This is a genomic window from Deinococcus sp. QL22 (assembly GCF_023370075.1).
Lineage (GTDB): Bacteria > Deinococcota > Deinococci > Deinococcales > Deinococcaceae > Deinococcus.
In genome coordinates, this window is the sequence record NZ_CP097149.1 from 1,703,316 (window position 1) to 1,720,000 (window position 16,685).

At 63.0% G+C, this 16,685-nt stretch carries 20 protein-coding genes (1 of these 20 only partly in view); 10 read left to right on the top strand and 10 right to left on the bottom strand.

Annotated elements, in window-relative coordinates; all coding sequences use genetic code 11:
* Nucleotides 1-16: 16 nt before the first annotated feature.
* The 4 genes from M1R55_RS08450 to murI all read right to left on the bottom strand — a co-directional run bounded on the left by M1R55_RS08450 (nt 17) and on the right by murI (nt 2,424).
* Nucleotides 17-244, bottom strand: a complete 228-nt coding sequence (locus tag M1R55_RS08450) for a DUF4287 domain-containing protein (RefSeq protein WP_249391377.1) — start codon at nt 242-244, stop codon at nt 17-19.
* A 106-nt stretch (nt 245-350) separates the two neighbouring features.
* Nucleotides 351-710, bottom strand: coding sequence for a DoxX family protein (locus tag M1R55_RS08455; protein WP_064015548.1), 360 nt, complete (start codon nt 708-710; stop codon nt 351-353).
* Nucleotides 711-784: 74 nt separating this feature from the next.
* On the bottom strand, nt 785-1,543 hold the full coding sequence (rph, locus tag M1R55_RS08460) for a ribonuclease PH (protein ID WP_249391378.1): 759 nt from the start codon (nt 1,541-1,543) through the stop codon (nt 785-787).
* The gene (murI, locus tag M1R55_RS08465) at nt 1,540-2,424 is read right to left on the bottom strand and encodes a glutamate racemase (RefSeq protein WP_249391379.1); all 885 of its coding nucleotides are present in this window, start codon (nt 2,422-2,424) and stop codon (nt 1,540-1,542) included. Before murI ends, rph begins: the two co-directional genes overlap by 4 nt.
* A 52-nt stretch (nt 2,425-2,476) precedes the next feature.
* Between murI and M1R55_RS08470 the strand changes: the two genes are divergently transcribed.
* Both M1R55_RS08470 and M1R55_RS08475 read left to right on the top strand, forming a co-directional pair.
* The gene (locus tag M1R55_RS08470; RefSeq protein ID WP_249391380.1) at nt 2,477-3,283 is read left to right on the top strand and encodes a hypothetical protein; all 807 of its coding nucleotides are present in this window, start codon (nt 2,477-2,479) and stop codon (nt 3,281-3,283) included.
* 53 nt (nt 3,284-3,336) lie between these two features.
* Nucleotides 3,337-3,939, top strand: coding sequence for a GNAT family N-acetyltransferase (locus M1R55_RS08475; protein ID WP_249391381.1), 603 nt, complete (start codon nt 3,337-3,339; stop codon nt 3,937-3,939).
* A gap of 29 nt (nt 3,940-3,968) precedes the next feature.
* Here the strand turns inward: M1R55_RS08475 and argB are convergent, their stop codons facing one another.
* Nucleotides 3,969-4,718 carry an acetylglutamate kinase gene (gene argB / locus M1R55_RS08480; RefSeq protein WP_249394175.1) on the bottom strand — a complete coding sequence of 250 codons (750 nt, stop codon included), beginning with the start codon at nt 4,716-4,718 and terminating at the stop codon, nt 3,969-3,971.
* 141 nt (nt 4,719-4,859) lie between these two features.
* Nucleotides 4,860-5,366 (bottom strand): GNAT family N-acetyltransferase, encoded by a 507-nt coding sequence (locus tag M1R55_RS08485; protein ID WP_249391382.1) that lies wholly within the window; start codon nt 5,364-5,366, stop codon nt 4,860-4,862.
* 188 nt (nt 5,367-5,554) lie between these two features.
* On the opposite strand from M1R55_RS08485, the gene M1R55_RS08490 reads away from it, so the two are divergent.
* The 5 genes from M1R55_RS08490 to M1R55_RS08510 all read left to right on the top strand — a co-directional run bounded on the left by M1R55_RS08490 (nt 5,555) and on the right by M1R55_RS08510 (nt 9,529).
* Nucleotides 5,555-6,637, top strand: coding sequence for a tRNA-dihydrouridine synthase (locus tag M1R55_RS08490; RefSeq protein ID WP_249391383.1), 1,083 nt, complete (start codon nt 5,555-5,557; stop codon nt 6,635-6,637).
* Nucleotides 6,638-6,658: 21 nt separating this feature from the next.
* On the top strand, nt 6,659-7,240 hold the full coding sequence (locus M1R55_RS08495) for a DinB family protein (RefSeq protein ID WP_249391384.1): 582 nt from the start codon (nt 6,659-6,661) through the stop codon (nt 7,238-7,240).
* A 151-nt stretch (nt 7,241-7,391) separates the two neighbouring features.
* Nucleotides 7,392-8,321 (top strand): hydroxymethylbilane synthase, encoded by a 930-nt coding sequence (gene hemC / locus M1R55_RS08500; RefSeq protein WP_249391385.1) that lies wholly within the window; start codon nt 7,392-7,394, stop codon nt 8,319-8,321.
* Nucleotides 8,322-8,363: 42 nt separating this feature from the next.
* Complete coding sequence (locus M1R55_RS08505) at nt 8,364-8,549, top strand: hypothetical protein (protein WP_249391386.1); 186 nt, start codon at nt 8,364-8,366, stop codon at nt 8,547-8,549.
* Between the two features lie 23 nt (nt 8,550-8,572).
* A complete protein-coding gene (locus tag M1R55_RS08510) occupies nt 8,573-9,529 on the top strand; it encodes an asparaginase (protein ID WP_249394176.1) in 957 nt (318 codons plus the stop codon).
* A gap of 210 nt (nt 9,530-9,739) precedes the next feature.
* Here M1R55_RS08510 and M1R55_RS08515 read toward each other — a convergent pair whose 3' ends face one another.
* On the bottom strand, nt 9,740-10,354 hold the full coding sequence (locus M1R55_RS08515) for a DedA family protein (protein WP_249391387.1): 615 nt from the start codon (nt 10,352-10,354) through the stop codon (nt 9,740-9,742).
* A 101-nt stretch (nt 10,355-10,455) separates the two neighbouring features.
* On the opposite strand from M1R55_RS08515, the gene M1R55_RS08520 reads away from it, so the two are divergent.
* A complete protein-coding gene (locus M1R55_RS08520; RefSeq protein WP_249391388.1) occupies nt 10,456-11,145 on the top strand; it encodes an HAD-IA family hydrolase in 690 nt (229 codons plus the stop codon).
* A 443-nt stretch (nt 11,146-11,588) separates the two neighbouring features.
* Here the strand turns inward: M1R55_RS08520 and M1R55_RS08525 are convergent, their stop codons facing one another.
* Both M1R55_RS08525 and M1R55_RS08530 read right to left on the bottom strand, forming a co-directional pair.
* Entirely contained in the window at nt 11,589-12,266 is a 678-nt protein-coding gene (locus M1R55_RS08525) for an SDR family oxidoreductase (RefSeq protein ID WP_249391389.1), read from the bottom strand.
* 184 nt (nt 12,267-12,450) lie between these two features.
* A complete protein-coding gene (locus M1R55_RS08530; RefSeq protein WP_249391390.1) occupies nt 12,451-13,689 on the bottom strand; it encodes a Xaa-Pro peptidase family protein in 1,239 nt (412 codons plus the stop codon).
* Between the two features lie 61 nt (nt 13,690-13,750).
* Here M1R55_RS08530 and M1R55_RS08535 point away from each other — a divergent pair, with 61 nt between their 5' ends.
* A complete protein-coding gene (locus M1R55_RS08535) occupies nt 13,751-14,623 on the top strand; it encodes a DUF1266 domain-containing protein (RefSeq protein ID WP_249391391.1) in 873 nt (290 codons plus the stop codon).
* A 69-nt stretch (nt 14,624-14,692) separates the two neighbouring features.
* On the opposite strand, the gene M1R55_RS08540 is transcribed toward M1R55_RS08535, so the two are convergent.
* The gene (locus tag M1R55_RS08540) at nt 14,693-16,255 is read right to left on the bottom strand and encodes a DUF4153 domain-containing protein (protein ID WP_249391392.1); all 1,563 of its coding nucleotides are present in this window, start codon (nt 16,253-16,255) and stop codon (nt 14,693-14,695) included.
* Nucleotides 16,256-16,419: 164 nt separating this feature from the next.
* Here M1R55_RS08540 and M1R55_RS08545 point away from each other — a divergent pair, with 164 nt between their 5' ends.
* On the top strand, nt 16,420-16,685 hold the 5' portion of the coding sequence (locus M1R55_RS08545) for a menaquinone biosynthesis decarboxylase (RefSeq protein WP_249391393.1). Its footprint extends 1,588 nt past the window's final position; 266 of the gene's 1,854 nt are visible here — the first part of the coding sequence; the start codon lies at nt 16,420-16,422; its stop codon lies off the right edge, out of view.

Sequence of the window (16,685 nt, forward strand, 5' to 3'; positions counted from 1 at the left end):
TTTTCCTGCTGAAACTTCAGCCTCCCTGCTCCGCCTTCATCGCGTCGTGTGCTAACAACGTGGCGTAGCCGTGCCCCAAAGTGTGTTCGGTTTTCAGCCAGTTCACGATGTCACTGTGGCGGGCCAATTCTCCAGCTTGCAGCTTGGCCCGAATGCGGGTCAGCCACTCCGGAATCAGAACGCCGGTCTTGGCTTCAATGTTGGTGTAATAGCTCTGCTTAATTTGTTCGGGTGTTTTTGCCATTCGGAACCCCCAATTCACCGTTTCTGCAGTAGAAAAAGAGCGGGCTTGCGTAGAGAATTCTCTGGCAGGCCCGCTCTTCTATCCTTCCCTACTTACGACTGACTGCTTACTTTCTGCTGCCCACAGCCAACAAAGCCCCGAACAACGCCAGATTCTTCAAAAATTGCGATTGCTGGTGCATCCGCTCTTTGCCGCTCTTGTCCCAGAAGGGGTGGCCGATAACGGTGGTGGGAATCAGGCTGGCGGCCAGCGCGGTGGTGGCAAAGCGGGGAGCCACGCCGAGGGCCAGCATCGCGCCTGCGCCCAGCATCACGGCGCTGTTGGCCCGCACAGCAATTTCAGGTTCTGGCACCTCTGCACCCTTGGCCGCCCGCACGATAGGCTCAGGGTTTTGCAGGTGATCCAGGCCATTCTTGATAAAAATGCTTGCGAGCAGTGCCCGCCCGATAAATCCTGTTACGCCCATGTGAAGCCTCCTTGAGATGCCCAAAAGTGTAGCGCAGGCCGGGACGTTTGGCCCGGAAGCGGGCAGGCCGTAGGCTAGACGCCCGGACGCACCGCCAATTGCTGGCCCAGGTCCACCATCAATCCCTGCACCGCCGTCACCCCGGTGGTCATCAGGCGCGTGAATTCTTCAGTGGTCATGGGGCCAGCTTCGGCTCCGCCCTGGGTTTCTATCAAGAGGCCGGTGCTGGTCGCCACCACGTTCAGGTCGGCGCGGGCCACCTTGTCTTCGGCGTAGTCCAGATCCACGCGCAGTTCATCGCCTACAAACCCCACGCTGATCGCGCCCACGTTGTGCAGCAGGGGCCACTCACTCAGTTTTCCGGCCCGCACCATCCGGTCACACAGATCGTGCAGGGCAGCGTGCGCGGCCAGAATACTCGCCACGCGGGTTCCGCCATCGGCCACCAACACGTCGCAGTCTATGTACAGCGTCTGGTTCCGAAAGGGGCGCAAGTCCATGCTGGCCCGCATCGCCCGCCCCAACAGGCGCTGAATCTCATGGCGGCGGCCATTTTGCAGGCTGCGTTCGCGGGCCTGCCGGTCTGTGGTGGCACGCGGCAACATCGCGTATTCGGCAGTCAGCCAGCCTTCTTTCAGCCCGCGCATATGCGGCGCGGCCTTGTCTTCAATACTCACGGTTGCCAAGATTTCGGTGCGGCCCATCGTCAGGTGAGCGCTGCCGGGGGCGTGCGGGTTCACGCTGCGGCGCACGGTCAGCGGGCGGGGCGTCAGGCTGTCGCGGCCCTCGCGGATGGGCAGGCGGGTCTGGTGATTCATTTTGGGTGCAGTCATGTGTGTATCGGCTCGATTCGGAGCGCGTCGGCTCTGGGGGGAGAAGGAAGGGGGAGAACTGAACTCTGATCTGTATTGTGCATGGCCCCGGCCAGCAGGGTCGCCATAACGGGCCGCGCCGCCTCCACCGACCCCGTAACGAAGTAGCTGATTTCGGGCGTATGCGGCACACCTTCTGGCCGCAATAAGCCGAGACGTTCCAGCGTGCTGCGGGTATGCCGGGCCACCGCCGCGCCGCTGTCTACCAGTGCGAAGGTGTCGCCAAATTCGGCGCGAATGGCGGGGGCCAAAAACGGATAATGCGTGCAGCCCAGCACCAGCTGATCAGCGCCCGCAGCGCGCAAAGGCTCCAGCACCCGCCGCAGTTCGGCCCGCGTTTCGGGGCTGTCCTGCTGGCCTGCTTCTACCAGCGGCACCAATGCGGCGCTGACTGCCATCAGCACTTGCACGCCCGCTGGCACGGCCCACTGCCGAATCACGTCTTGCAGGAGCGTGCCGCGCAATGTCCCCGGAGTCGCTAGCACGCCCACCACGCCCGAACGGGTCGCCTGAATGGCCGGTTTGACCGCCGGAACCAGCCCGATGACCGGAAACTGGGGGCCGTACCTCTCGCGCAGATGGGTCAGGCTGAAGGCGCTGGCCGTGTTGCAGGCCACCACTACACCCTTGACGCCGCGTGCGTGCAGGGCGGCCACGGCCCGCGCCGTCAGGTCGCGCAGGTCGTCGTCGCCGCGTGCGCCGTAGGGCAGGTGCGCGGTATCGGCCAGATAGACGATGTATTCCTGCGGCAGCACGCGGCGAAGTTCGGCCAGCACGCTGAGGCCGCCTACACCGCTGTCGAAGATGCCCAGAGGACGATGTGATGGGTCGGCGTGCTTCACGCCCCGGATGATAGCGGAGGCGGCAAGTGGGGCAAGCGCCTAGACTCGCCCTGTGAATCCTCCACCCCCGGTGAGCGTTTTGGAGGCGTTTGGCCTGTCTGGAACGCCCGAACCACTGGCGGGTGGGCAGGCGACGGTGTGGCGCGTGGGTGAGGCGGTGCTGAAGCCGGAGACTCACACGGCTCAAGAACTGGAATGGCAAGCGCGGGTGCTGGGGCAAGTTGGTGGGACTGCGCTGCGGGTATCCCGGCTGCTACATGCCCATAACGGCGCAGTATTGGTCGAAGGTTGGTCGGCGTGGGCATACCTGAAGGGTCGCCATGAACCAGGCCGCTGGACAGAGATTTTGCAGGTGGGGCAGCACTTCCACCAAGCTCTTGCCGCAGTCCCCCGCCCCGCGTTTCTGGAGGCCCGCACAGACCCTTGGGCCGCTGCAGACCGCATGGCCTGGGGCGAACTGCCGCTGGATAACCTGTTGACGGCCCCGCACATCGGGCGGCTGGCCCAGCGGCTCCGGCCTGTGGAGGCGTCCTCGCAACTCATTCACGGTGACCTGACGGGCAATGTCCTGTTTTCGGAGTCGGACGCGCCTGCTGTCATCGATTTCTCTGCGTACTGGCGGCCTGCCGGGCTGTCTCTGGCCATCGTCGTTGCAGACGCGTTGGTCTGGGAGGAAGCAGACGAGGGCTTACTAGAGGCTGTCAGGGAGGTGACGGACTTCCCGCAATATCTTCTGCGTGCCCTGATTTTTCGCAGGATTGTTGAGGAACTGCTGCCCACGCCGCCCAGATACGCGAAAACGGCGGATGATCCCTACCAAAGCGCCGTCAATCTGGCCATTCGGTTGTCTTCTCCCTGAGCCTTCTGCCAGGACTCTTGGCCGATCCTTGTTGCTGACCGCTACTCTTGCTTATGCCCACGCCGCCCCCGATTCCCCCCGCTATTCCCCAGGAAGTCCGCACCCCGCGCCTGCTGTTGCGGCGGCCCCAGCCTGCCGACGCCGAAGCCCTATGTGCCGCTGTTCAGGCCTCACTGCCGGAGCTTCAGCCATGGATGATTTGGGCGCAAACGCCGCCTGATCTGATCGCCACGCGTGACAACTTGCAGGACGTGACGGCCAAGTTCGATGCCCGCGAGAATCTGCGGTATCACGTCTGGCGCGTGCCGGAGCAGGCGGGGGAACCACTGGAACTGATCGGCAGCAGCGGCTATCACTCCCTTGATTGGCGCGTGCCTAAGGGTGAAATCGGCTACTGGATTGCCACAGCCCACGCGGGACAGGGGTACGCCACCGAAGTCACGCACGCCCTGACCGAATTGGCCCTGACTCCGGCAGCAGACGGCGGCCTCGGCTTTCGCCGCCTGGAGATTCGCTGCGATCCCACCAACCACCGCAGCGCCCGCATTCCGCCCGCGTTAGGCTACAGGCTGGACGCCCATCTGGTGAATGACACAGTGGCGGCCAACGATCCGGGCCAACTGCGGGATACGCTGATTTTTAGCCGGATTTGTTGAGAGGATGGAAGGGTAATCGCTGCGCTCATTCACCCCGTGATCACCGTTCCCGCTTCCCCCCGCGTCGCCGCCCCCAGCACCCCGGCGACCATTCCGCTGGCAATCGTGGCGTGGGGTGCGCCCCGATCTAGGGCGTCCAGCGCGGCCCGGACTTTGGGAATCATGCCGCCCGCGATCCAGCCTGCGCCTATGCCTTCCTCGACCTCTGCGCGGGTCAGGGCTGGGGTGCGGCTGGCGGGGTCGGGGTAATTGCGGTACACGCCGTCTACATCGGTCAGGAAGATGATGCCCTCATTCAGCGCCCCGGCCACGGCTCCGGCGGCAGTGTCGGCGTTGATGTTCAGGGCGTCGCCGTCTGGCCCCACCGCCACGCAGCCCACCACAGGCGTGATTCCGGCCCCCAGCAGGGTTCGCAGCAGGTTGGCATTCACTCCGGTTACTCGGCCGACCCGCCCCAACTCCGGGTCAAAGGGTTCGGCCCTCAGCAATTGGCAATCCCGCCCCATCAGGCCCACCGCGCCGCCGATGTCCTGCGCCAGTTGCTTGTTCAGTTGGCACAGGGCCATTTCCACCACATCCATTGCCCCCGGCGAGGTCACGCGCAGCCCGCCCCGGAACTCGCTGGCCATGCCCCTGGCCGCCAGTTCGCGCTCTATGACCGGGCCGCCGCCATGAACCACCACCACAGGCATCTGCGCCCGAAGCGCCGCGATTTCAGCCGCCACCGCGCGGCGAAGTTCCAGACTTTTCATGGCATTGCCGCCGTATTTCACGATCATAGGTGCTGATGATGGCATGGGTTTAGGCAAAGATTGTGGAGGGTAGATCGTGGATTGTGGCAAAGATCTGGGGCGTGACCAAAGTGCCCGGCACAGTCACGCCTTTCCCAGACACGATTTGCTTGTGGAACAGGGTTTTCCTTAGTCCGCTCTGACACCCTGCACCGCACGTTTCCCCGCGTTCGCAGGCACACCCAACGCTTTGGCATACCACGTCATCACCGGGCGGGCGTCAAGGGCAAAGGTGTAGCCCAGCCGCTCCCAGAAGCGTGCGCCGCGTGGGTTTTCGCCCAAGACACTCGCCAGAATACGGGTCGTCCCCCTCGGTACACGGGCCTCTAAATGCCGAATTGCCTGCTCGCCCAGACGTTGGGATTGGCGGTCTTCACGGATGAGGAGCAGATTGATGGTCAGGTCACCCGGTTGGGGGTAATCGTGTTTGCAGTCCAGGCTGCCCACCAAGTTGCCTTCGTCGTCGTGCAGCAGTTCCAGGCGTCGGCGCGGGTCGAGCAGGGCGAATTCTACGTCGCGCTCGACTTCGGTCAGGCTGGGAACACGGCTGCCGAGCAAGGCAAAGTAGCCGGGGGCGGCGGTGTATAGGCTGTGAAGCAGTGGCGCGTGATGCAGCGCCAGGCGGGTCGCGTTCAAGGTCAGAGCCTCCGATCCGGCAGCATGGTACAGATGAAATTCCAAGGGAAGTCCAGAGGAAGGTCGGTGGGTTGCCGGACTGCCCAGAGCATACCCCCCGCACCGCCAGATACAACATGAATTCGGCAAACGGCTGAGTTGATCTTGGATTCACCGTCTGGTGGGGGGAGGTGCGCTACCCTGCCGGGATGATGTTCGCGCCCGCCTCCGCCTCCACTTCTCTGCCCCCCGCCGCACAACCGGGCTTTTATGCCGCGCGGCTGGCTTCCCCGGCGGCACGGCAGGGCGGAGCAGTGTTGGCACCGATGGCAGGTTACAGTGACGCTCCTATGCGCCAACTGGCCGCCGAACAGGGCGCACTCTGGACGGTCAGCGAGATGATCAGTTCACGGGGTCTGGCCTTGGGCAGCGACACTGAAAGCCTGAACCTGGGCCGTCCCTACGCAGGCGAAGTTGGGCGCGTGGTGCAACTCTTTGGCGCAGAGCCGGACGTGTTGGCCGCAGCGGTAGCCAAAGCAGAGGGTTGGTTTGCTCCGGCGGCCATCGACCTGAATATGGGCTGCCCGGTGCCCAAAGTGCGCGGCAAAGGCGGGGCGTGCCTGCTGCAAACACCTGAACTGGCCTTCGAGCTGATCCGGGCCATGCGCGGCGCGACCAAATTAGACGTGAGCGCCAAAATTCGCCTCGGTTGGGACAGCAACCGCAGCCTGGAAGTGGCTCAGGGCCTGGCCGAGGCGGGCGCAGCAATTGTCACGGTACACGGGCGCACCAGTGCCCAGCGGTATACCGGGGAAGCCGACTGGGACGCTATTGCAGCGGTCGCGGCCAGTGTAAACGTGCCTGTGATCGGCAGCGGCGATATTCGCAGCGTCGCGCAGGCCCGCCAACGCCGCCAATCGGGGGTATCCGCCGTCATGATCGGGCGTGGCGCGGTGGGCAATCCGTGGATTTTCCGCGCTCTGGCCACAGGCGACGATGCTTGGCCCAGCCTGTCTGGCCGCGCTGCCACTGCGCTCCGGCACGCCGAGCTACACATCCAATTTTACGCGGGGCCACTCGGCACAGGCCGCGTTAGCCTGTTGCCACTGCGGAAAGTCTTGCCCCAATATCTGCCCGATGTGCCGGATTTGCGCGGCGCTCTGGTAAAGATCGAAACATTAGAGCAGCTTAGGGATTGCCTGATGCCGTATTTAGAAAGCTCTTTAATGACTGACCGGGCAGGAGATTACAGGGTTGTGGCTGCCAGGGTCAACACCACAGGGGCTCCTTAAAGGGTATGCTGTGAACCGACCATGAATGTTCGCGAGTATTACACCTACCTGTCCGCTGCCCGCGAGCAGTTGTGGAATTTCCTCCGTGCTTTGCCTGCAGAGGAACTTAACCGCAACTTGATCGAAAATGGGGATCGCTTTCACACCATCAAAGACCTGCTGTTACACGTCACTGACGTGGAGGATCATTGGGTTCATGCCATTGCACGCGGAGGGGGCGTGCAGCAGTCGGGCAACTACCGCCACGACTGGATTAAACCTGACGCCGCACAGTACGAACTCGGCTGGATCATCGAATATGGCCGTGAGGTCAGTCAGCAGACGCAGGCGTTCCTCGACAGCGAACCTGACCTGAACCAGAGCGTCAAACTGGTGCAAGACGACCCCGCCAGCGATACGGTCACGCTCGATCAGTTGATGTGGCATGTGATGACCCACGAGGTGCGCCACACTGCCCAGATTGCGCTGCTGATCCGTCAACTCGGGCACGTGGCCCCTTGGCTGGATTACATGCGCTTTGTGCGCCCGCAGGTCACGGCGGCCCAGAACAGCGGCGCAGATCAAGAAGCAGACACCGATACCGATCTGGAAGACGACCTCTAACCCCGTCCCACCCACTCCTTTGCAACGCCGCCAAATGTACTGGATTCGGCGGCGTTGTTGCCATCTTCTTTACGGCGAGCGTGCATCAAGCCTTTGCACTTGCGGCCCATAAGCCGCGCCCATGCCAAAAGCCGTCTATACTGAGAGGGTTATGCGGACGGTCACGGTAGGGACGCGTGGGAGCACGCTTGCACTCGCGCAAACCCGGTGGGTAGTCGCCCGGCTCAAGGAAGAATGGCCTGAAACGGATTTCCGGATTCAAACCATTTCTACGGGCGGCGACAAGAACCGGGGAAGCCTTTCAGAGATGGCTCAGAAAGGCGATAAAGGCTTTTGGGTCAAGGAAATCGAAGACGCTTTGATAGCCAAGCGGATCGACATCGCGGTGCATTCCCTCAAGGATTTGCCCACCGTGCAGCCCGAAGGTCTAGAAGTGTCTTCTATTCCCAAGCGGGTCGATGCACGCGACGTGCTGATCGGCAAGGAAGGCATGAAAAAGTTGGCCGATTTGCCCAAAGGCGCACGCATCGGCACGAGCAGTGTGCGGCGCAAAGCCTTCCTGATGGCGTACCGCCCCGATCTTCAGGTCATCGATCTGCGGGGCAACATCGACACGCGCCTTGGGGTACTGGCGACGCCCGACTACGATGCCATTATTCTGGCTGCAGCGGGCCTGATTCGCACCGAAATGCGCAACCGTATCGATGAGTTTCTGGAACCCGACATCATGCTCCCCGCCCCCGGTCAGGGCGCATTGGCCCTGGAGACCCGCGCCGACGACGACCTGAACGTAGAAGTCGCCTACGCCATTCACGACCACACCACCGATGACCGCATTACCGCCGAACGCGAGTTTTTGGCGGGATTGGGGGCTGGGTGCATGGCCCCGGTGGGCGCACACGCCACCATCAAGGGTGGCGTGCTGACCCTGGAGGGCTGGGTCGCTGCGCTGGACGGCACCAAAGTCATTCGGGCCACCAGCATCGGTGACGCGGGCGAATGCGCCGATATAGGCGCTGAATTGGCCGCCGACTTGCTCGACCGGGGCGCACAGGCCCTCATAGACGCGGCCCACGAGTAGGCCCGCCCGTCAGATTCGGAGATGTCAGGTTGATGTGTGGAAATGACGGCTAGAGTCTGGGGCCTCGCGGCTCTGGCTGCGGCCCTCTGGTTCGTTATCGGCCTCGTGCAGCGCACCCGTGGAGGCGCGGCCTTGGCTGACGCGGCGCTGGCCGAATTGCCCCTCACCTTGGCGGTATTCGGCATCGCCGTCATCTGGACACTTCTTCGTCAGAGTCGGGGCAAATGAGGCCGCAACAGGTGGGGCCCCCTCTGAAACGCCTCGCCGTCATTCATACCGGGGGCACCATTGCCAGCCGCCCCAGCCCCGATGGACGCGGAGTCACGCCCCAGACGCCGCCCAGTGTGCCGGGGTTGCCGGGGGTGCAGGTCACGCACCACCAACCCTTCAACCTGCCCAGCCCGCATGTCACGCCCGCGCATATGTTGCAGCTGGCGCACCTGATAGAGCGGCTGGCCCCCGACGCTGACGGCATCGTGGTCACGCACGGCACCGATACGCTGGAAGAAACGGCCTTCTTGCTGCATCTCACGCTGTCGGCCCGGACGCCGGTGGTACTGACGGGCAGCATGAGGCACGCCGAAGAAGTCTCCTGGGACGGCCCCGGCAACGTGCTGGACGCGGCTTATACGGCGCTGCACCCTCAGACCACTGGACGTGGCCCGTTGGCGGTATTCAGCGGAGATATTTTTGATGCCCGCACTGTGACCAAGGTGCATACCACCGCCGTAGACGCCTTTGGTGGCTATCCCGGCCCGATTGGACGGATAGACCGGGCGGCAGATGGGGCGCATTTGCGCTACTTTGCCACCCCCGAACCGCGTCCCACCTACGCCCCTGTTGCCCTGACCGCCCGCGTGGAAATTCTGTATGCCGCCGCTGGCTGGACGGGCGAAGGCTACGCCGAAGCGCAGGCCCGCGCCGATGGATTGGTCATTGCCGCGCTGGGTACAGGCAACCTGCCCGCCGAACTCCTGCCGCTGATTGCCGCGACCACCACACCCGTGATTATCGCCACCCGAACGCACGCTGGCCCCGTTATTCCGGTGTACGGCTACGCGGGCGGCGGCGCGACGTTGGTGGCCGCTGGGGCTATTCCGGCCAGTTTCCTCAACGCCCACAAAGCCCGCCTGCTGCTGATGGTTCTGCTGAGCCTGGGCATGAAGAGGGCAGAGATTCGGGGAGTGTTCGAGGGCGGAGTGTTTTAAGGGTGGTGGGGAGTGGAACCAGACAAAAGAGCGGGCCTTCAACGAAATTCGCTGACAGGCCCGCTCTTTCCCTATTCAACACTGACTACTCGCCACTTAAAGCAGTTCTCCGAATTACGCCACCGAGAAAAGAGACTTTCAGCGGCTCCATTCTCCGTCCTGCTCGATAAAATTCACTCGCTCCGCTCGGTCAGTATTATGACAAATGCTCTACGTCGTTTCGGCCCTCTGCGCCTGCTTGCGCCGCATGAACCACACCGCCGCGCCCAGCACCAGCAGCACCAAAATGATGCGCGAAACGGGGCTGATGTACTGCTCTACTCGGTCGTAATTTTCGCCCAGCACGTAGCCAGCGCCCACCAACAGCGAGGCCCAGAGTGCCGAGCCGATGGCACTGTAAATTAGGAATTTGGGCAGCGGCATTTCGCTCATGCCCGCAGGCAGGCTCAGCAGGCTGCGGATGCCGGGAATCATGCGGCCAAACAGGACGGCTTTGGTTCCGTGCTTGTCGAACCAATCGTCGGCCTTGCGAATGTCCTTACCGCGCAGGGTCAGCCATTTGCCGTGCTTGTCGGCCCACGCCACCAGCTTTTCTTCGCCAAATGCCCGCCCGATGTAATACAGCGGCAAAGTCCCCAGCACGCTGCCGATGGTCGCCACGACAACCACCAGCGCGACATTCAGGCTCCCGCGAGAGGCTGCGAATCCCGCAGAGGGCAATATCACCTCACTGGGAATAGGTGGAAAGAGGTTTTCCACGATCATCAGCAGCAAAATGCCTGCGTAACCCAAAGTGTCCATCACGTTTTGCACCCATTCGGCCATAGAGGGCCAGCATAGCGGCTCTGGACTGGGCACACGTCCACCTAAAGGCTTGGCGAGGACTGCTTGTCATGTTGCGGCGGCGGCCCGCCTAAACTGCGTCCATGACTGCCCCCGAACCTCTGCTGGACGCCCAGGCGCACGGCGTTCGCGCTCTGATTTTTGACTTTGACGGCACGATTCTGGACACCGAGAGCCGAGAATTCTGGCACTGGCAGGAGTTGTACCGCACGCATGGCCGCGAATTGGCCCTCACCGACTGGCAGCGCGGTATTGGTACCTGGGATGCCTTCGACCCCTGGGCGGGGTTGCCCGATGCGGTGCGGGCCGACCGGGAGCAGGTACATGCCGCGCTGCACGGACGAATCCTGGCCGACATACAGGAACAGGATGTGCGCCCTGGTGTGCGGGCGGTGCTGGAAGCGGTGCGGCCTGCCGGATTACACCTGGCCCTCGCCACCAGCAGTGACCGGGCCTGGGTCACGCGCTGGCTGGAGCATCACGGCATGATTCACCTGTTTGAAGTCCTCGCCACCCGCGATGATGTGGCCCGCGTCAAACCCGATCCAGAACTGTACCTGCTGGCCGCACAACGGCTGGGGCTAAGGCCTGAAGAATGCATTGCTGTGGAAGATAGCCTGAACGGGGCCACCGCTGCCGTCGCCGCCGGAACCCGCGTGCTGGTCGTGCCCAACGATGTGACGCGCACTCAGCCGTTTCCCGCGACCTGGCCTCGTATCGGCGGGTACGAGGGCGGGTTGGCAGAGGTAATTCGGGTGGCAGTTGGGGGGTAAGAATGATTTCAGGGCTTCCCGCACGTTGGGCTCCCCCACGCCAACCTGCGCCCCCAAAGGGGTCAGGGGACTTTGCCACTTTGCTTCGCAGCTCTACAAGTCCGCTGAGGAGGATTGATCTTGTCGCGTTTTGAGTCGGCTGAGTCCCCCACTTGAAGCGGAATTGCCAGTCGTCTTTGGTACTGGAATTGGCCCGCGCGTTGCACGCACCTTGGGGCCTCACACTGAATTGGGCGGGAACGGTGTGGGGTGGCGGTGTGGTGGATTTTCGCTCCCTCTCCCTTGAGGGCGGGAGAGTTGGGGACTCGCAGAGCTTCTTGGTCAAAACAGACGCCTGATCGCTGCGAAACAAAGGGGGTGAGTGAGCGCCAGCGATTGCCCTTCTTAGACCCTAGACCCTTAGACCAGGCCCCCTTTCAACCTTGCCTTCTAAATTCCTGCCCTCAAACGTCCGGATACACCTTCAATTCCGTCACGTGCGCGCGGTCTGGCCTTGTCAGCGCGTGGGCCACACTTTTTGCCAGTCCACGCGGGTCGATCAGGCTGTCCCAACTCATGCCCGCATCCCGGTTGGTGGGCGTGTCGATGGCCCCCATCGGGTACAGCACACAGCCGCGCACGCCTTTGGCTTTAAGTTCGTCGTGCAGACTCAGAATGTAGGCGCTGACAGCGGCTTTGCTGGCTGTATACAGCGCGGCGCGGGGGCCACTCAGCCGAGCGGCTTGGCCTGCGCTGACGCCCATGATGAGGCCGTCTTTTTGTTTCAGCATGCTGGGCAATACGCCCTGTACGGCATGAAAGAGGGTCAGCATATTGGCCCCGAACATCGCGTTCAGATCGGTGGTGGTGGCCTTCTGCGCGTCCTGCATAGAAAATGCGCCCGCTGTATGCACCAGTGTGTCTACCTTGACCTTGCGGAGTAGATCAATGCTGGCTGGGTCGGTCAGGTCTACATCTATGACTTCGGTGGCGGGAAAGCGGTCGGCGGCCTTCGCCAACGCTTCACCGCGCCCCACCAGCACAATTTGTGCGCCTGCATCTTCTAATTCCTGAGCTATCGCGGTGGCGAGTGCGCCGCCCGCGCCCGTAAGCATGACCGTGGAGGAGCCGAGATTCGCCATGCGCCTAGCCTAGAGCATTTGCCGCAAACTGACCGGGTGAGTCGGATGAAGCCTGCCGTAATGTTGGGCTTTGGGGTGAGGGCCTGCGCTCAGGCGGGAGGGAAGGGCGTCTAAGGGTCTAGGGTCGAAGGGTCTGAGAACGGCTTTCAGCTCAAGCTCAAGCGGTTGCCCTCACACTCCGCCCTTATTCCCCGTAAGCCGCCGCCCGCACCGCTTCCCAGTCGCCCGCACCCAGTACAAAGGGCTGCCGCTGAATATCAGTCGTCACTCGTGCGCCCGCCGGGTCTAGGTACACGTCCACCTCTGTCCTGATGCCGAACCCCTGAGCTGCCGGATAGGTGCCGGGTTCCACGGTCACGCACAGGCCGGGGGTCAGGCGGCGGGTATCGCGGGTTTCGTAGTCATCTAAGTTTGCGCCGCTGCCGTGAATCTGCACGCCGAGGTCATGCCCGGTGCGGTGAAAGAAGAATTCGCTCCAGGGTGCGCCCATCGTGTCGCGCACGGTGCGGTCTATCTGCCAGCCGCTCAGGTCGCCGCCCGCCAGCAGTTGCGCTATGCCCGCATCCCGCGCCCCCGCCACTGCCCGCCACGCATCCAAATATGTGTCAGACGGTTGGCCCGCGTAGCCTACCCAAGTCACATCGGCAAACGGGCGGCCCGGTTCCTGTGCCCACAGGTCGATCAGCACGCACTGGCCCCAGTCCAGCGTCGCGTGCTGTTCAGGGCTGGGTTCGTAGTGGGAATCGGCGGCATTCACGCCAAAACTCACATTTACTGCGTGGCCGCTGACCATGCCCGCCGCCTCTATCGCCCGCCCGATGACGGCCTGCGCGTCCAGTTCGGTCACGGGTTGGCCTGCCTTCAGCCGCTCGTGAATCAGGCGGTAGGCGTCGTCTTTGGCCTGCATCAGCACAGCTACAGCCCGCTCGTGGGCGGCCAAATCTTCGGTGCTCCACGTCAGGAAGGCTTGCAACAGATCGGCGCTCGATACTATTTCTGCCCCCGCCGCTCGCACGCGCTCCACGGTTCCGGCGTCCACGCGGCTTACATACGGCACGGCCCCCAGTGAGCTGTATTCCATCGCCACGCGCTTTCCGGCCACCATGTCGCGCAGGGCACTGTCCAGTTGGTCATGCGATCCGAAGGCCCGCCGCTCCACGCCCCAGCCCGCCGACAGGTTGGCCCAGGTGCCGCCCTCGATGTGGTTGTGCAGCAGCACCGCCTGCCCTTCACGCGGCACCCACACAAAAAATCGGCGCGTCAGGAAAGCCTCTTTGGGCAATCCCAGCACTTTCGCCGCGTGCGGATTCAGGCCCTGAAAGTCGTAGATCAGCCAGCCGTCGAGGTCGGTGGCTTGCAGGGCGGCCCGCATCTGTTCAATCGGATTAGCGTCAATCGGGTTGGCAGCAGCATTGGCGGTCATACCCCAAAGACTATCGGAAACGTGTAGGGGCCGTTCTATTGGCTGGGATAGCTTGGGGCTTATGGACGTTTTTCGGTTGCTGGTGCCTGTTGCTGTGGTGTTGGTGGTCATGCTCCTCATTTGGGCAGGGCGGGCCATGTTGGAAGGCGCACGCGAAGGCATAGCAGAAGCCAAAGAGGAAAAAGTGGCAGCCAAAGCTGTGCAGACCGCCGAGAAGCAGGCCAAGGCCAAGGCCCGCTTAGCGCGGTTTGAAGCCGCTGCCGCCGCACTTTCTCCCGCTGACCGTTTCGCCCTCAACCTCCGCGCCCCGTTTACCGAAATCTGGCTGGAAATCTTTCCGCACGAGGAAGGTGCCCGCGAGTTGGAATACTTCTACCGCCTGACGCCGCCGCCCGGTCAGGAAGACGAGTTGCGAAAGGTGCTGGAAGAGGGCTGGGACATCACTGACCACACATCGGCCCTGCACAGCCTCGCGTGGCTGATAGACAGCGGCCACCGCTTGCCCTACGCGCAGGTGCGCCAAGCCGTCGCTGAGGGTGAGGACACGAAGGGCAGGGCGCGTGAGGCGGGCGTGGTGAAAAAATGGGAAGACCAAGTAGGAGAGGCGGGCGGCGCGGCCTTCGATCTGGCCCGCGCCGTGGATGTGGCGGCTATGGCCCACGCGCTGGGCTACCTCTCGGAAGCCGAATGCGGGCGGATTCTGCGTCAGTGCCGGATCATTGCCCAGGACTTGTTCGACAGTTGGGACACATACGGTCAAAGCTTTTTGGCAGGCGCAGAGTTCTGGAAATCGGGCGGCTTGATGGACGGCACACGCAACAAACGCTACGCGGGGAGCATTCGCTGGCTACGGGAAGACCCGCAGAGTCCGTGGCTGCGCGATCCGTGGCCCGTGTCGCTGGAACGTCAGGAACGGTTGAAGGCGATGAACTGAAGCGCTGGGGACTGGGCCATAAACTCAGCGCCCGCAATAGCTTTTCTTAGACCCTTGACGGCCCCGCCATCACTCCCGAAGCCCAAGCACCGCCCGCCGCGCCCGCTCCTGACTGAGATTCCAAACTCGCGGATCACGCGCCGCGCCGAATTCCTCTTTGAGTTTTAAAATCACATACTCCCGGTGATCCATGTAGCCGCATTCACCAGGCGGGCAATCACGGGTGAGGGTGTCCAGATTTGCTACCACCGTGGGCACAGCGTCGGCTCCCAATTGGATCAAGCTCCACAAATCGGCCTGTTGCGGCGTGCTGCGGGTCACGTTGGTCACGGCGGCGAGTTCACGCCCCACATTTACGCGGGCAATGAGTGCGCCGGGATTGATCAGGGTGGCGAGGAGCAACGTGCCAAAGCCTGCCAGCAACGCCGGATAAGCAAAGCGCCGCAACGTGCCGCGCCAAAGACATACGCCGAGCCATGCCAGTGCCAGCACCAGCCACACCAACAGGGCCGCCCCCAGCACGCGGATTTCACTCAGGCCGTAAGCCAGCGTGTACAGTCGCCAACGGTTGGCCGCACTGACCAGCACCAGCGCCAGCGGCAGCAACACGGCCAAATTCAGTAGGCGGTAAGTGGCCTGTGCCCGCACATTGGGCCGGGTCAGGCCGTAGGCAGCCAGCAGCAGCCCCAGCGTCAGGAACGCCACCCACAGCAACTCCGAAAAGCCGCGCCGCACGTATTCGGCAAAAGTAAAGCCGTCGGGCAGTGTGATGCCGCTGAGGAAATAGGGCAGTTGTGTAAACAGGAAAACCAGAAATAAAGCTCCCAGCGCCAGCAGAGGCATTCCTGTTTCGATCAGACCCAAGCGCCCGCCGCGTTCTTCTGGCGTGTCGGTGGCGGTTCCCAGCAGGGTAGGGGAGAGCGCCATCAGCGCCGGGTACGCGAGGCCGCCCGCGAAGGCCACCCACAGCAGCACCGTAAACGAGCTTTGAATCAGGTTCTCTGGATTCCAGCGCCACAGGCCCGAAATCAGGTCGGCAAAACCGCTGTCGGCCCCGGCCAGCAGCCCGCCGAAGACCAGCAGCACCGGCACGGTCAGCAGCAGGCCAGTCAGCCAAGGCGTGGCCCGTCCGGCCTTGGCTCCGCGCAATTTCCCCCACGGAAAGCGTTCCAGCAAGGCAAAGGGGCCGTAGAACAGCCGCGATCCGCCCGTGAAGATCATGCCTGTCATGCGCCCAGTGGCGGTGGTTGCCAGCCCCGCGTGCCGCCAGACCGCCGCCCCCAGCACCAGCGCCAGTACTAAGGCCAGCGCGTTCAAAAATTGGAACTCGCCCGGAGCGTCCCACAGAGCAAAGGTCAGGGCAAAGGCCAGCGCCACGCCCAGCAGCGTCAGTCCTTCACGGGTCGGAGTTTGGCTGCGCCGCCGCGTACTCCACAGCAGCAAACCGACCCAGATCGCCACCCAGATCGCTACATTCAGGCCCGATTGTCCGTCCGTGCTAATGGTCAAAACGTAGGCCGCTATCCCAGCCACTGCCGCCACCCCCAGAGGCCACGCCGCCCGCTCTGGCCGGGGCCGGGATGTCGCGTCCCAGGTCGGCGCGGGAGTCAGGGGATGCAGCTCAGTGGACACAGATGGAGGGTGCGGCGCTGGCTCTGGTTGTGTCATGCCCGTACCGTAGCGGCGCAGTAGGCGCGGGGCGTCGGCCAAAAGTGGGATGAGCCGCTTTAACCAATCTGCCCAGTTTTGCCTTCTCCGGTACGGTTGACCCGGCCCCTGGCCTCTACACTCGCGTCATGGCATTTCCTGACCTGAGAACCTTTATGCGGCTGCTCGAAGACCGGGGCGAACTCGTGCGCGTGCCTTTTCCGGTAGACCGAGAACTGGAAATCACTGAAATCGCAGACCGTTTGGTCAAGGCAGGCGGCCCCGCCGTACTGTTCGAAAATGTCAAAGGCAGCCCTTTTCCGCTGGTAATCGGGCTGATGGGAACGCGGGAACGCACGGCCCTGTCGCTGGGTGTATCTGATCTGGCTGATCTGGCTGCCAAAGTCCGCGCCCT